Raw genomic sequence first — 15,248 nt, forward strand, 5'->3', positions numbered from 1 at the left:
AGCAAAACCATTTTGGGTTGTATGGTTAAGTGACTAAGCGTACACGGTGGATGCCTTGGCAGTTGGAGGCGATGAAGGACGTACTAACTTGCGATAAGCCTAGTTGAGCCAGTAAGAGGCGCTTGAGACTAGGATTTCCGAATGGGGAAACCCGGCCCTTTGGGTCATCAACAACTGAATACATAGGTTGTTGAGGCGAACGCGGAGAACTGAAACATCTAAGTACCCGTAGGAAAAGAAATCAACCGAGATTCCGAAAGTAGCGGCGAGCGAAATCGGATTAGCCCTTAAGCTGTAATGTAGTTAGTGGAACATTCTGGAAAGTATGACGAAACAGGGTGACAGTCCCGTACACGACAACTTATTTACAGTGAAATCGAGTAGGTCGGAGCACGTGAAACTTTGACTGAATATGGGGGGACCATCCTCCAAGGCTAAATACTCCCAACTGACCGATAGTGAACCAGTACCGTGAGGGAAAGGCGAAAAGAACCCCTGTGAGGGGAGTGAAATAGAACCTGAAACCGTGTACGTACAAGCAGTAGGAGCCCATCACTAAGTTACTTTGGTGAACTCCTAAGTAAGCACAATGTTTGAAATTACGTTAACGTCGACCTAACTTGTTAGCCGACGATCAACCGCCAAAATCAAGCAGAGGTAGCTTAGTGATGGGTGACTGCGTACCTTTTGTATAATGGGTCAGCGACTTATATTCTGTAGCGAGGTTAACCATTTAGGGGAGCCGTAGCGAAAGCGAGTCTTAACTGGGCGAGTAAGTTGCAGGGTATAGACCCGAAACCCGGTGATCTAGCCATGGGCAGGTTGAAGGTTGAGTAACATCAACTGGAGGACCGAACCCACTAACGTTGAAAAGTTAGGGGATGACCTGTGGCTAGGAGTGAAAGGCTAATCAAACCGGGAGATAGCTGGTTCTCCCCGAAATCTATTTAGGTAGAGCCTCGGACGAATACTTACGGGGGTAGAGCACTGTTAAGGCTAGGGGGTCATCCCGACTTACCAACCCTTTGCAAACTCCGAATACCGTAAAGTACTATCCGGGAGACACACGGTGGGTGCTAACGTCCATCGTGGAGAGGGAAACAACCCAGACCGTCAGCTAAGGTCCCAAAGTGTATGTTAAGTGGGAAACGATGTGGGAAGGCTAAAACAGCTAGGAGGTTGGCTTAGAAGCAGCCATCCTTTAAAGAAAGCGTAATAGCTCACTAGTCGAGTCGGCCTGCGCGGAAGATGTAACGGGGCTAAACATACCACCGAAGCTACGGCTGCAAACTTAGTTTGCGGGGTAGGGGAGCGTTCTGTAAGTGGCTGAAGGTGTGCCGGGAGGCATGCTGGACATATCAGAAGTGCGAATGCTGACATGAGTAACGATAATGGGAGTGAAAAACTCCCACGCCGGAAGACCAAGGGTTCCTATCCCATGTTAATCAGGGTAGGGTGAGTCGACCCCTAAGGCGAGGCTGAAGAGCGTAGTCGATGGGAAACGGGTTAATATTCCCGTACTCAGTATGAATGCGATGGGGGGACGGAGCAGGCTAGGCAAGCATGGCGTTGGTTGTCCATGTGAAAGGCAGTAGGCGAATGACTTAGGTAAATCCGGGTTATTCTTTTAAATAAGAACGCTGAGAGTCGAGACGAGCCACTACGGTGGTGAAGTTGTTGATGCCCTACTTCCAGGAAAAGCCTCTAAGCTTCAGTTCATACTGAATCGTACCCTAAACCGACACAGGTGGTCAGGTAGAGAATACTAAGGCGCTTGAGAGAACTCGGGTGAAGGAACTAGGCAAAATCGTACCGTAACTTCGGGAGAAGGTACGCTGACATTAGGTGAAGGGCCCGCGCTCGGAGCTGAAGTCAGCCGCAGTGACCAGGTGGCTGGGACTGTTTATTAAAAACACAGTACTCTGCAAAATCGTAAGATGACGTATAGGGTATGACACCTGCCCGGTGCCGGAAGGTTAATTGATGGGGTTAGCGTATGCGAAGCTCTTGATCGAAGCCCCGGTAAACGGCGGCCGTAACTATAACGGTCCTAAGGTAGCGAAATTCCTTGTCGGGTAAGTTCCGACCTGCACGAATGGTGTAACCATGGCCACGCTGTCTCCACCCGAGACTCAGTGAAATTGAAATCGCAGTGAAGATGCTGTGTACCCGCGGCTAGACGGAAAGACCCCGTGAACCTTTACTACAGCTTGGCACTGAACATTGACCCTACATGTGTAGGATAGGTGGGAGGCTTTGAAGCATCGTCGCTAGATGGTGTGGAGCCGACCTTGAAATACCACCCTTGTAGTGTTGATGTTCTAACTTAGGTCCCTGGATCGGGATTGAGGACAGTGCCTGGTGGGTAGTTTGACTGGGGCGGTCTCCTCCCAAAGAGTAACGGAGGAGCACGAAGGTTGGCTAAGTACGGTCGGACATCGTACGGTTAGTGTAATGGTAGAAGCCAGCTTAACTGCGAGACAGACACGTCGAGCAGGTACGAAAGTAGGTCATAGTGATCCGGTGGTTCTGAATGGAAGGGCCATCGCTCAACGGATAAAAGGTACTCCGGGGATAACAGGCTGATACCGCCCAAGAGTTCATATCGACGGCGGTGTTTGGCACCTCGATGTCGGCTCATCACATCCTGGGGCTGAAGTCGGTCCCAAGGGTATGGCTGTTCGCCATTTAAAGTGGTACGCGAGCTGGGTTTAGAACGTCGTGAGACAGTTCGGTCCCTATCTGCCGTGGGCGTTTGAGAATTGAGAGGGGCTGCTCCTAGTACGAGAGGACCGGAGTGGACGAACCGCTGGTGTTCGGGTTGTTATGCCAATAGCATTGCCCGGTAGCTACGTTCGGAACTGATAAGCGCTGAAAGCATCTAAGCGCGAAGCAGGCCTCGAGATGAGTTCTCACTTGGAGTTTAACTCCACTAAAGGGCCGTTGAAGACGACAACGCTGATAGGCAGGATGTGGAAGTGGTGCGAGCCATTAAGCTAACCTGTACTAATTACCCGTGAGGCTTAACCATACAACGCCAAAGTGGTTTAGCGACAGAAGTTGATAAGATACTAAAGTAGCAGCGGTTTTAGACCGCGACGAAGACAAAGAATTTAAGCAGTTTTTTCCAGATTTTAATGATTAAACAAGGTGACTAACCTCAGCGGTATCGCGAAATCAGTTCACCTTGCGCAAATGGAATGGTCGTGCGTGGCACGATGTCATTAGACATTTGCACCCAGTTTTCCTGGTGACTATAGCGTTTTGGAACCACCTGACTCCATGCCGAACTCAGAAGTGAAACAAAACAGCGTCGATGATAGTGTGGGCTTCCCATGTGAAAGTAGAACATCGCCAGGGCCTTATTAAGAAAACCCCGATTCGAAAGAGTCGGGGTTTTTTTGCGTTTAGCGCACAATAAAATGCGCGGGATAAACCCGCGCCTACCTGGTAGGCGACCTTTGGGCACACATCCCTGTGGCGGGCTTCCGGCTCGGTATCCATATCTCGCGTTCACTGCGCTGCGAAGCAGTGCTTCGGTCGCAGTTCACCCATGTGTCTCTCTATGAAAAGAATGAGAACATCCTACTTCGTAGCGAGCCAGGGCCTTATTAAGAGGTCGATGAAAGGCATTCATCCATGAATCTCATCGACATTAGTACTTCCTTGTACGTCAAACCCCGATTCGAAAGAGTCGGGGTTTTTTGCGTTTAGCGCACTATAAAACATCGCGGGGTAAGCCCGCTCCCACCCGGTAAATCTAAACTCTGGGATATTTGTCCTGCGCTCTTAGTATCATCGTTGTAGGCGGTGGTTTATCCGCCGATTTGTGTGGTAGATATACCAAGTCGAAGTCGTTAAAGCTTTTCCCTCCGACAACATTATTATGGAAAATATACGTCGCGCGGGGTAAACCCGCGCCTACAGGAAAGGTGGAAGGCTAGATTGCGCGTCCACACCAAACAACACGCCCTGAGATCCCATGCTGCTCGGCATTTTCTTGGGTGATGTGCCAGTTGGGGTAAGCGGGATTATCACTGATAACCTCCATGTGGTGCTGTTTAGGCACTATGCGCTTGGCCATTAAGCCATCTTCTGTTTGTATAATAAAGACTGCAGCATTGCTTGGCTGTTGTTGCGATAAATCCACCAACACTATGTCGCCATCTAGTAATGTCGGCTCCATACTGTCTCCGCGAATACTAACAAATGCCAGTTGCTCTGAGTACACACCGAGCTGATTACTCAGCCAGCGTTTGTTTAAAGCAAATTGCTCTGTGGTGGTTTCGATCCCCGTGATGCTACCCGTACCGGCACTGGCCTCGATATCCAGCATAGGCACTACAGTTAGTTCTTGGTTATTAGCTGTCGCGCCTGATTGATTTTGCTCTCCAGTCAGCAACCAATTCAGATCGATTGCAAACATCTCATACAAACGTTCAATATAGTTCATAGATGGTCTACTAAGACCACGGCAGATACGATAAATATGTGAGGGGGATTTGCCTGTCAGTAAAGCAAACTGACGTTTGTTGCCTGCCGTAACTTGTTCGACTAAGGTAACGAAACGTCGAGAAAATGCAGTTGCCATCGCTATTATCTCTAAGCACTTTTAAAGCAGGCAAGGATACTGAGGTGGGCCGCTACTGTACAGCGTCGGCAAGCTGTTTGCTGATTACTTCACCAGTGGGTGATAAGCCGACTAGCAGAGTAAGAGTTTGCCACATCGATAAAACGAGCATCGATGTGGCTTTGGCTCGATTAAAGTGCTTTGAAGCGAATAGCGACTCCGCCACTGGTGGCCAATTTTAGCTTTAGCTTATCGTTTTGCGTTACTTTTTGACGATAAATGCGCATATCATATGGGTTGTTTTTCCATTCGGCGTGTTCACCATCGGCATAGATCTGAGCTTCATAGATTTTGCCTGGATCTAAAAAGTTTAGGCTGATATCAAGCTCTCTGGCTACTTCATTGGTCACTGCTCCAAGATACCAATCATCACCACTGTATTGTTTGTGCTTGCGCTCCTTACGGGCAAAGACCACATAATCGCCTACCTCACCATCGAGTGCGATACTTTGCTCCCAGTCAGTTGGTACGTCTTTAATAAATTGGAACGCGTCAGGCTTTGCGAGATAGTTTTCTGGCAAGTCGGCTGCCATTTGAATTGGGCTATATAACACCACATACAAAGCCAATTGTTTTGCCAGAGTTGTTTGTGGGCGGTTGCTTTGGTCGCCAAGGCCATTGAAGCCCATATCAAAAATACCCGGAGTAAAGTCCATTGGTCCTGCAAGCATTCGGGTATAGGCCAGCATAGGCACATGCTCTGGTGGATTAGGAGGAGTGCCCCAAGCGTTAAACTCTTGTCCTCGAGCGCCTTCTCTGGTGATCCAGTTCGGGTAGGTACGGCGTAAGCCCGTTGCTTTGATGGGCTCGTGAGTATTAATGCTGATCTTATGTTGTGCCGCGAGCTTAACGTTATCTAGGTATTCGTTCACCATAAACTGGCCATCGTGCCATTCAAAGCGAGCATTACCCTGATGATCTATGCGCTTAATATTACCGCCATCGGCAACATAACCGGTTTTTACTTGCGTCACGCCTGCTTGTTCATACAGCTTGAGGGCATCAACCATTTGCTCTCGATAGTTACTGACGTTGCCTGAAGTTTCATGATGACCGATTAAGCGTGCTCCCACTTTTTTGGCGTGTGCAGCGACGGCGTCTATATCAAAGTCTGGGTAAGCTTCGGTAAAACTAAACACGTCACCGTTGTAAAACCAATCACCGTCCCAGCCGGTATTCCAGCCTTCTACTAGAACACCGTCAAAGCCATGTTCCGCGGCGAAACTTAAGTACTCTTTGGTGCGCTCTGTGGTTGCACCATGTTTTTCACCGCTCCCCCAGGTATGCTTTTTGATGTGCATGCCCCACCAAATACCCATATATTTCCCCGGTTCTACCCAAGAAACATCGCCTAGTTTATTCGGTTCATTGAGATTTAAAATGAGGTGAGAGTTTAATAGATCAGTGGCATCATCACCGATCTGCAGGGTACGCCATGGTGTAGTGAATTGGCCATTGGTTTTTACTGCAATGCCATCGGACCAGGGGGTTAAATCGGCCACAAAAGTGCCAGGTCTACGTTGGTTTAGAGTCATCCCTGCGTAATCAATCAGTGCCGCTTCATGAACACTAATGTGCACGCCATCTTGGGTTCTTAACGTGAAAGGAGTATGAGCATGAGGGGCATCTTGTAATGCGGTGGTGTTATATACGTATTCATAGCGGTTCCACCCTCGCGCTGGGATCCACCAAGCCGTGCTGTTACCACTATCTGCAAATGCAAACTCTGTGAGTTCTCGGGTAATATAAAGCGGTTGGTCATGATCTACTTCATAACGAAAACCAATGCCATCATCAAAGGCGCGGACGCGAACTGTGTATTGCTGTTTGGATTCTTCATTAGCGAAGGTGACTGCTAGCTCATTGTGTTTATCGACAATGACTCTTGCTTCACCCCAAGGCTGTTCCCAGCTGGTATTTACGCTGTTACGAGAGTGTGAGGAAATAGCCATGCCATCGCGCAAGGAAGCTGCCCTTGCAAAGTCAAAGCCGAGTTTAGAGCTGTGTATGACTTCTTTGCCTTTGAAGCTCACTGTGTAGCTTGGCTGACTATTATCGTCACTCAAGGTGAAGGTGATTTGACCGTTCGGTGAGCTTACAGCAACTTGTTCGGCATAACTGCCTGTTGCAAACAAGCTCAAACCGAGCAAAGAAATGGAAATGGCGCGCATAGTGCTTCCTTTTGTTTTTCGCACGAGCAATTCGTGATCTTATGAACATAAGCTAAGCTTAATGGTGTATCACTTGAATGGCGTATAAGCTGCATACGTATTCATGCGTTAAATGCGATGAATGGAATAATTATGCTGCCCGGTCTATTACTCACTGACAATAATAAGGAAGCCCTCAGTTTATGTTTCTTTTCTCTGAGCTCAAGCCATTAGTGCTAGGTTTATTGCTGGCCCACAGCGTGGCGGCAACAGCCATTGAAATTCAAATTCTCGATAGCAACAACACTCCATTAGCAAATGCTGCAGTGTGGCTGACGGCACCTGAATTGAGCTCAGCAGCAGCCAAAGTTAATTATGAAATGACACAGCAAGACAAAGCTTTTGCACCTCATATACTAATGATCCCAGCAGGAAGCCAAGTTGCATTTCCCAACCTAGACCCAATACTGCATCATGTGTACTCGTTTTCAGCGGCAAAATCGTTTGAATTAAAACTCTATAAAGATGAACCAAAGCAGGTGCTGTTTGAGCGCTCTGGGATCGTTGAGCTAGGTTGCAATATTCATGATTGGATGCTGGGGTACATTGTGGTGGTGCCAAGTAATTTGTATGCCCTCACCGATGGCAATGGTAAAGTGGATATTCCACTGCCGCAGCAAGATGTCACACAACTTCAGATGCATGTATGGCATGAACGCTTTACAGACATTACTCAGGTTGAGTCTATAAGCTGGTCGCAGATAGACAATAACCGTCAGGTCGAGTACATCATCAAACAATCTTTGTTGGCCCCCTTGGAGGACTTCTCTAGTGAGTTTGATAACTACTAATGCACTGGCGCTGGGGTGTTTGCTTTCTGCCAGTGCTAGTGCCGTAGACTGGTCAGCACAAGGGCAATTACAGCTCAGCTGGCAACGAGATGAAGGGCAAGCGGCCTGGTATCAGCCTGGTTGGGGGGTTACTCGTTTTGGCGCTGAGGAGTCGCCCACAAACGTTAGTCGCGGCGCTGTGGCATGGCGGGCCGATTTCGACAGCCTGTGGTCTTGGCATGGCGTCGCGCAATACGTGCCCGACCCTGATGATAAGCTTGGAATAACCGAGCTGTACTTACAATACCGAACGTTGCCACATAACAATCGCCGATGGCGTGTGCGAGTCGGTGGTTTTTACCCGGCATTCTCTATGGAAAACCCGGATATTGGCTGGTCTTCGCCCTACACTTATCAGTACTCGGCAATCAACTCATGGATTGGCGAAGAGGTGCGCGTGTTTGGCGGCGAATTGACTTTTGAGCAGCCTGCCACCAGACGTAGCCGTGGCAAGGGCTGGGCAATACACGCAGGGGCCTTTAAAGGCAATGATCCTGCTGGTACTTTGCTGGCATGGCGCGGTTTTACGCTGCATGACAGACAAACGGTCATCAATGAGCGTATTGCCTTTGCTCCGGTAGCGGCATTATCTGCGCTGCAGCTTGCCAAGCAGGCACAGTTTGTCGAACCCTTCACAGAGGTTGATGGCCGCTTTGGTTATTATCTTGGCTACCATCAGCAGTTTTCCCCGCGCAATGAAATTAACCTCTATTGGTATGACAATAACGGCGATCCGGCACGTGTTAACTATGCCACTGGACAATACGCTTGGGATACCAAGTTCATCAGTGTGGCATGGCGCTATAAACTGACTAAACACAGCCATTTTATAATGCAAGGGATGCAAGGCAATACCGCGATGGGGCCCTCACGTGGCGTAGATAATGATTTTCACAGCTGGTATGCCATGTTGACTCAGCGACTGCAATCTTGGCGCCTGAGCGCGCGAATTGAGCGTTTTAAAGTCATAGATAAAGACGCCTGGAGGTTTGATCCTAATGCCAGTGAGGGCAGCGCACTGACCCTAAGTGCAAAATATCACTTCAATGATAACTGGATAGTGGGCGGGGAGTGGCTTTACCTCGACACGAAAGTTGCTAATCGTGAAGACTTTAATGGCCAACCACAGCAATATGACAATGTCTGGCGCCTCAGCGCTGAGTATCGTTTTAGGTTATAGGGCATGGGTGGCGATTGCACCCATGTCAGCGGTGCTTAATCGAGTAGGCGGTTAAGCCCATTTAAAGCTGCAACACGATAGGCCTCAGCCATCGTTGGGTAGTTGAAAGTGGTGTTAATAAAGTACTCAACATTATTACCACTGCCTTTTTGCTCCATAATGGCTTGGCCGATATGAATAATTTCTGAGGCTCTCTCACCAAAACAGTGGATCCCTAAAATCTCTTTGGTTTCAACATGGAATAGGATTTTCAAACTGCCTACCTCGGTACCCGTAATTTGCGCACGTGCTAGGTGCTTAAACTGGGCACGACCCACTTCATAAGGGATCCGAGCCGCGGTGAGCTCTTGCTCCGTTTTTCCCACTGAACTCATCTCTGGAATGGTGTAAATGCCGGTTGGAATATCCGTGATTAAGCGGTCATCGCAGGCACCATGGACAATGGCATTGGCAGCAATACGGCCTTGATCAAAGGCGGCACTGGCTAAGCTGGGATAACCAATGACATCGCCCACCGCAAAAATGTTGTCAACTTCGGTTTGGTAATGCTCATTAATCTTCAACTGACCGCGGCTATCCGCTTTTAAGCCGACGCTCTCTAAATTCAATGTGTCGGTATTACCAGAGCGACCGTTGGCCCATAAAATACAGTCCGCTTTGACTTTTTTGCCCGACTCTAAGTGCAATACCACGCCTTTGTCATGGGTTTCTACCTTAGAAAACTCTTCATTGTGACGGATCACAATACCGTTGTTCCAAAAGTGATAACTCAGAGCATCTGAAATTTCGGCGTCCATAAAGGCCAGCAAGCGGTCTCGAGTGTTAATTAAGTCGACCTTGGCACCTAACCCTTTAAAAATAGAAGCGTACTCACAGCCAATCACCCCGGCACCGTAAATAAGCACTCGTTGGGGGTTATGCTCAAGACTCAAAATGGTGTCGCTGTCGTAAACTCGAGGGTGATCAAAATCCACCCCTGGTGGGCGGTAAGGGCGTGAACCGGTGGCAATCACAATGGTTTGTGCTGTTAATAGCTCTTGCGAACCATCTTGATGTTGAACCTGGATGGTGTGGGCATCAACAAAGCTGGCATCGCCTTGAAATAAATGGATACGGTTGCGGCCATAAAAGCTCGAACGCAGCGTTGACTGCTTGGTGATAACATCACTGGCGTGGTGGAGGATATCCTGAAACGTATGACGCTGTGGGCGTTCGGTAAAGCGGTAAAGTGGATTGGCTTTATACTCTATCAAGCGACTAACCGAATGCCGCAATGCTTTTGATGGAATGGTGCCCCAGTGGACACAGCCACCACCAACAGCATGTTGTTTTTCGATGACAGCGACTTTTTTGCCGCTTTTCGATAGGTTCATGGCGGCACCTTCACCGCCAGGGCCTGTGCCAATGATTATGGCATCGTATTGATAAGATTGTGCAGTTGTTTTGGTCTTTTCTGCGGCTTTTTTGCTCACGGCCTCACCCCTTTGATTTGCTGAGGCCGTTGCAGATTATGCAGTTGCTGTCTTCAACAGCCTCGAATTCAGTGCTATCCAAGCTTGCTTTTGACTTTCCCAAGCTTGTTCTAACTCTTTATATTGTTGCATTAATGCGGAATGTTCGCACTGTGCAATCACGGCTTCTTTCTTCGACTCTAATACCTGCTTTTGTACTGCACAGTAATTTTGGAGCTTTTTAAGAAGCAAATCATACTCTTGTTGTAACAATGTAAGCTTATCTTGGGCCAAAGGCAATTTTGCGAGACTGACTTTAGTCTTATTCAGTAAGGTTTCGGCCTTGGCTTTTTCAATTCTTTCCACCGGTGTGCGTTTTAACTTAGTGGCTAAGCCAAGCGCAGCAAACGTTCTGATCAGCCACTTGGTTGGGTCGTAATGGTACCAGCGAATGCCATTGCGATAGTCGCTGGCAAAAATATGGTGAAAGTTGTGATACCCCTCGCCATAGGTGAACAGAGCTAAAAAGCCATTGTCTCTGGCGGTGTTTTTCTCGGTATAAGGGCGACTACCCCAAATATGCGCCAATGAGTTAATAAAGAAAGTAAAGTGTTGGCTTAATACCAAACGCAATACACCGGCAAGCAGTAACATGCCCAGCACATTACCAAAAATTAGGCCTAGCACTAGTGGAATACCAATATTGGTGAGCCACACCAACTTCATATAATGTTTATGCTGCCACATAACAATGGCATTACGCTGCAGATCGCGGGCATTGCTATAGTCACTGTAAGATGCCCCCTGATAGTCTCTTAGCATCCAGCCAATATGGCTGTACCAAAAGCCGTTGGTGGCGGCGTAAGGGTCTTTCACCGGATCATCCACTTGGCCGTGATGCACACGGTGATCGCTGCTCCAATGTAGCGCGCTATTTTGCAGGGCAAACGCACCACCGATGGCAAAAATAAATTGGATGACAGGGTGGGCATCATAAGCTTTATGGGCCCACAGGCGGTGATAGCCCGCGGTGATTGAAAGTCCGGCGTAGAACATACAGGCAACAAACGCCACCCAGTGACTGGTGGTATAGCCATACTCAAAGCCATACCAAGGAACCAAGGTGATAGCGGCTAAAAAAGATAAGCTAAAGAACAACACATTGGTCCAAATAATTGGCGGTTTTTTCATCGATGGATCTCTAATAAATAAATTCAGCGTACAACTGTACGCTAAAATAGTATTTCAAACTTTCCGCGTCAAGGTTTAGACTGCAGTTTATTGTTCTTATTTTGCGAACCGAAGTGGGGAAATGTCCATGGCAGGCGTGCGTGCCCAGCAAAAACAAAAGACTCGTCAAGCGCTTATAGAAGCTGCTTTTAACCAGTTAAGTGCTGAACATAGTTTTTCTAATTTAAGCTTACGTGAGGTAGCGCGAGAGGCAGGAATAGCACCAACCTCATTTTATCGTCACTTTAAAGACATGAATGAACTGGGGCTAACCATGGTAGATGAAGCGGGCCTAACGCTCAGGCAGCTAATGCGCCAAGCGCGTCGCAGAATCGCCAAAGGAGGCAGTGTCATCAATACTTCGGTGCACACCTTTATGGAGTTTATTGAGCAGTCAAGTAACCAATTTCGATTGTTATTACGTGAGCGTTCAGGGACATCGCCAGCGTTTCGCGCAGCCGTTGCTAGAGAAATAAAGCACTTTATTTTGGAGCTAGCTCATTACCTAGAAACCGAAACCGGTGTTGAGGCCAACCACGCTCATATGCAAGCCGAAGCCATGGTGACCTTAGTGTTTAGCTCTGGCGCCGAAGCACTGGACCAAGACTCATTACAACGCGCTGAGCTCACTGAGCGACTTAAGTGGCAATTACGTTACATTGCCAAAGGTGCTGCAGGTTATGCTAAGCACCCAGAACCGCCGAAAAAATAGCGCAAGCGGCTATTTTTTTTGCTGTAATTACAATCTACATTTGATTGGTGAACACCATATCTTATCTGCATTTTATTAAATGAAAGTAATTTTTTGCCTGTAAATAGAAGCTACTTGGTTAATCTCTCCTTTAAAATCCCATTTTTAGTCGGTTTTTGGGATAAATTATGCTTGTTTTTGTCTTTTAAAGCATGTTAAAACATAACCAATTCATCAACAGGAAGCGTTAGCTCATGATCATGACAGCAATTATTTCACTCCTACTGAACCTCCTACTGGTAAACCATAGGGGTGGAGTGTAATTGCGCGCAGTGAGCGACATTACTAAATACACCCCGCACTTGCGGGGTTTTTTTTGGCTGAGGAACGGGTAGCTATGGGTGCAGAAGATAAGGTTTGGATTTTTGATACCACATTACGGGATGGCGAACAGGCGTTAAAAGCCAGCCTCACCGAAGAAGATAAGATACAGCTGGCACATACCATTAGTCGCCTCAATGTCGACATTATGGAAGTGGGCTTTCCGGTTTCCAGCCCTGCAGATTTTAGAGCCGTGCAACGTATTGCTAATGAGGTTAAAGGGCCGATTATCTGTGGTTTGGCACGTGCTGTGAGCAAAGACATTGAAGCCTGTGGCGAGGCACTAAAAAGAGCCGAGCGGCGCCGTATCCATACTTTTATCGCAACCAGCCCGCTGCACCTTGAGCACAAATTGAAAATGAGCTTAGCAGAAGCCACAGCCATGGCGGTCAACGCCATCACCTTGGCGAAAACTTACACCGATGATGTCGAATTTTCTTGTGAAGACGCGGGGCGCACGCCGCTGAGCGATCTCGCCGAAGTCGTTACCGCGGCAATAGAGGCAGGCGCAACGACCATCAACTTACCCGATACCGTAGGTTATGTGACACCCGATGAATATGCCGCCATGGTGCGTTACATCCGTGAAAATGTCAGCAACATTGATAAAGCGCGTCTGAGTGTGCATTGCCATAATGACTTAGGCCTTGCTGTGGCCAACTCGATTGCGGCGGTGCAAGCTGGGGCACGACAAATTGAATGCACCCTCAATGGCATCGGTGAACGTGCAGGTAACTGCTCATTAGAAGAAGTGGCGATGATCATCAAAATGCGTCAGGACCATTTACGAGTCCATACGGATATCCGCAGCGAAGAAATTTATCGTGCCTCTCGCCAAGTCTCGAAGATTTGTAATATGCCAGTGCAGCCAAACAAGGCGATTGTGGGGGGAAATGCCTTTGCCCATAGCTCGGGTATCCACCAAGATGGCGTGTTAAAAGCCCAAAACACCTATGAAATCATGGCACCAGAAACCGTTGGTGTGCCCAACAATCAGCTTAATATGACCTCGCGCTCTGGCCGTCATGTCATTGAGCACCGCTTAACTGAACTCGGGTATCAAGCGTCCGATTATGATATGGACAGCCTCTATGAAAGCTTCTTAGCTTTGGCTGACCAAAAAGGCACAGTGTACGACTATGACCTGGAAGCGATGATTTATTTCAATCAGATCCAACAACAGGATGAGCGCTATCAACTGCAGTTCGTTAATGCTTCATCGAATTCGCAATCGATTGCCAGCGCCACCGTAGGCATTGCCCAGAACGGCGAGTTAAAACAAGAGGCCGCCACCGGCAATGGCCCCGTTGAGGCCGCTTTTTTAGCCATTGCACGGATCACTGGAATGGCAGTGGAGGTGCTTGAATATAACTTAGACGCCACGGGCCAAGGGGCCAGCTCATTGGGACAAGTCGATATCATTGCCCAGTTTGAAGGTAAGCAATACCACGGCGTGGGTTTAGCTGCTGATATTGTCGAAGCGTCGGTGAGAGCCATGATCCGAGTGTATAACCTGATCGACCGTGCGCAAAAAGTTTCAAGTCTTAAACAACAAAGGAAAGCAGGATGAGTCAAGCAAGCTACAAGATTGCTGTACTTGCCGGTGACGGCATTGGCCCTGAGGTCATGCAAGCCGCAGAGTTAGTATTAGATAAAGTATCACAACAGTTTAATTTTAACTTAGAAAAGTCGCCACAGGCGATTGGCGGAGCCGCCATTGAACAGTACGGTGAGGCGTTACCTGCAGCCACACTCAGTGCGTGTGAGGCCGCCGATGCTATCTTATTTGGCTCGGTTGGTGGTCCGCAGTGGGAACATTTACCACCCAATGAACAGCCAGAGCGAGCCTCATTACTGCCACTTCGAAAACACTTTAAGCTGTTTTGTAATTTACGTCCGGCGCAATTGTTACCAGCCCTAAGTGCTGCGTCACCGCTGCGCAGTGATATCTCGCAGCAGGGTTTTGATATCTTGTGTGTACGGGAGCTCACTGGGGGCATTTATTTTGGTGAAAAGGGTCGCCACGGTGAAGGGCCAAGTGAATCCGCATTTGACACCCAGACCTATTCTCGTGGCGAAATTGAGCGCATCGCTAAATTTGCTTTTGATGCTGCCAGACTGCGCAGCAACCACGTTACCTCGGTAGATAAAGCTAACGTACTGGCTACCAGTGTGTTGTGGCGTGAGGTGGTGAACGAAGTCGCCAAAGGCTACCCAGATGTCAGTCATGACCATATTTATATTGATAATGCGGCGATGCAGCTGGTGAAGCAACCCAGTCAATTCGATGTGTTGTTATGCGATAACTTGTTTGGCGACATTTTATCGGATGAGTGCGCCATGATCACCGGCTCCATGGGCTTGCTACCGTCGGCAAGTTTAAACCAGTCTGGCTTTGGGCTCTATGAACCAGCTGGTGGCTCGGCGCCAGACATCGCCGGGAAAGGCGTGGCTAACCCCATTGCCCAGATCCTCAGTGCGGCACTGATGCTGCGCTACTCATTGGGGCAAGATGAAGCGGCAAGAAGCATCGAAAAAGCAGTCGCCGAAGCGGTGAAAGAAGGGGTTGGAACGCCAGACATTTATCCGCAGGGTGGCTTTACGACGATGGATGTCGCGCAAGCCATCGTGGATCGAATCTAATT

The 15,248-nt window shown here is 48.4% G+C and carries 9 protein-coding genes and 2 rRNA genes; 7 read left to right on the plus strand and 4 right to left on the minus strand.

Annotation, left to right across the window (positions count from 1 at the left end; genetic code table 11):
• The first annotated feature begins 23 nt into the window (after positions 1–23).
• Together R3P39_RS14150 and rrf are read left to right on the plus strand one after the other, a co-directional pair.
• A 23S ribosomal RNA gene (locus R3P39_RS14150) occupies positions 24–3,031 on the plus strand.
• A gap of 215 nt (positions 3,032–3,246) precedes the next feature.
• A 5S ribosomal RNA gene (gene rrf / locus R3P39_RS14155) occupies positions 3,247–3,360 on the plus strand.
• 580 nt (positions 3,361–3,940) lie between these two features.
• Here the strand turns inward: rrf and R3P39_RS14160 are convergent.
• The gene (locus R3P39_RS14160) at positions 3,941–4,591 is read right to left on the minus strand and encodes an XRE family transcriptional regulator (protein ID WP_336568233.1); all 651 of its coding nucleotides are present in this window, start codon (positions 4,589–4,591) and stop codon (positions 3,941–3,943) included.
• Between the two features lie 170 nt (positions 4,592–4,761).
• Entirely contained in the window at positions 4,762–6,801 is a 2,040-nt protein-coding gene (locus R3P39_RS14165; protein ID WP_336568235.1) for a glycoside hydrolase family 97 protein, read from the minus strand.
• Positions 6,802–6,983: 182 nt separating this feature from the next.
• On the opposite strand from R3P39_RS14165, the gene R3P39_RS14170 reads away from it, so the two are divergent.
• Both R3P39_RS14170 and R3P39_RS14175 read left to right on the plus strand, forming a co-directional pair.
• Entirely contained in the window at positions 6,984–7,631 is a 648-nt protein-coding gene (locus tag R3P39_RS14170; RefSeq protein WP_336568237.1) for a methylamine utilization protein, read from the plus strand.
• Complete coding sequence (locus R3P39_RS14175) at positions 7,612–8,850, plus strand: hypothetical protein (RefSeq protein ID WP_336568239.1); 1,239 nt, start codon at positions 7,612–7,614, stop codon at positions 8,848–8,850. The genes R3P39_RS14170 and R3P39_RS14175 overlap by 20 nt, the downstream gene beginning before the upstream one ends.
• Positions 8,851–8,885: 35 nt before the next feature.
• Here R3P39_RS14175 and sthA read toward each other — a convergent pair whose 3' ends face one another.
• Positions 8,886–10,322, minus strand: a complete 1,437-nt coding sequence (gene sthA, locus R3P39_RS14180) for a Si-specific NAD(P)(+) transhydrogenase (RefSeq protein WP_336568240.1) — start codon at positions 10,320–10,322, stop codon at positions 8,886–8,888.
• 36 nt (positions 10,323–10,358) lie between these two features.
• Positions 10,359–11,492 (minus strand): acyl-CoA desaturase, encoded by a 1,134-nt coding sequence (locus tag R3P39_RS14185; RefSeq protein WP_336568242.1) that lies wholly within the window; start codon positions 11,490–11,492, stop codon positions 10,359–10,361.
• A 127-nt stretch (positions 11,493–11,619) separates the two neighbouring features.
• Here R3P39_RS14185 and fabR point away from each other — a divergent pair, with 127 nt between their 5' ends.
• From fabR to leuB, 3 genes are all read left to right on the plus strand, one after another.
• The gene (gene fabR, locus R3P39_RS14190; protein WP_336568243.1) at positions 11,620–12,243 is read left to right on the plus strand and encodes an HTH-type transcriptional repressor FabR; all 624 of its coding nucleotides are present in this window, start codon (positions 11,620–11,622) and stop codon (positions 12,241–12,243) included.
• 376 nt (positions 12,244–12,619) lie between these two features.
• Complete coding sequence (leuA, locus tag R3P39_RS14195) at positions 12,620–14,173, plus strand: 2-isopropylmalate synthase (RefSeq protein WP_336568244.1); 1,554 nt, start codon at positions 12,620–12,622, stop codon at positions 14,171–14,173.
• Positions 14,170–15,246, plus strand: a complete 1,077-nt coding sequence (leuB, locus tag R3P39_RS14200) for a 3-isopropylmalate dehydrogenase (protein WP_336568245.1) — start codon at positions 14,170–14,172, stop codon at positions 15,244–15,246. Before leuA ends, leuB begins: the two co-directional genes overlap by 4 nt.
• The last annotated feature ends 2 nt before the right edge of the window (positions 15,247–15,248 follow it).

The sequence above is a fragment of the Pseudoalteromonas sp. UG3-2 genome (genome assembly GCF_037120705.1).
In the GTDB taxonomy this organism is placed as follows: Bacteria; Pseudomonadota; Gammaproteobacteria; order Enterobacterales; family Alteromonadaceae; genus Pseudoalteromonas.

Bases quoted from the DNA above. Each gene is read 5' to 3' on its own strand.
- R3P39_RS14160 (WP_336568233.1), bottom strand. From the start codon at position 4,591: ATGGCAACTGCATTTTCTCGACGTTTCGTTACCTTAGTCGAACAAGTT.
- R3P39_RS14165 (WP_336568235.1), bottom strand. From the start codon at position 6,801: ATGCGCGCCATTTCCATTTCTTTGCTCGGTTTGAGCTTGTTTGCAACA.
- R3P39_RS14170 (WP_336568237.1), top strand. From the start codon at position 6,984: ATGTTTCTTTTCTCTGAGCTCAAGCCATTAGTGCTAGGTTTATTGCTG.
- R3P39_RS14185 (WP_336568242.1), bottom strand. From the start codon at position 11,492: ATGAAAAAACCGCCAATTATTTGGACCAATGTGTTGTTCTTTAGCTTA.
- fabR (WP_336568243.1), top strand. From the start codon at position 11,620: ATGGCAGGCGTGCGTGCCCAGCAAAAACAAAAGACTCGTCAAGCGCTT.
- leuA (WP_336568244.1), top strand. From the start codon at position 12,620: ATGGGTGCAGAAGATAAGGTTTGGATTTTTGATACCACATTACGGGAT.
- leuB (WP_336568245.1), top strand. From the start codon at position 14,170: ATGAGTCAAGCAAGCTACAAGATTGCTGTACTTGCCGGTGACGGCATT.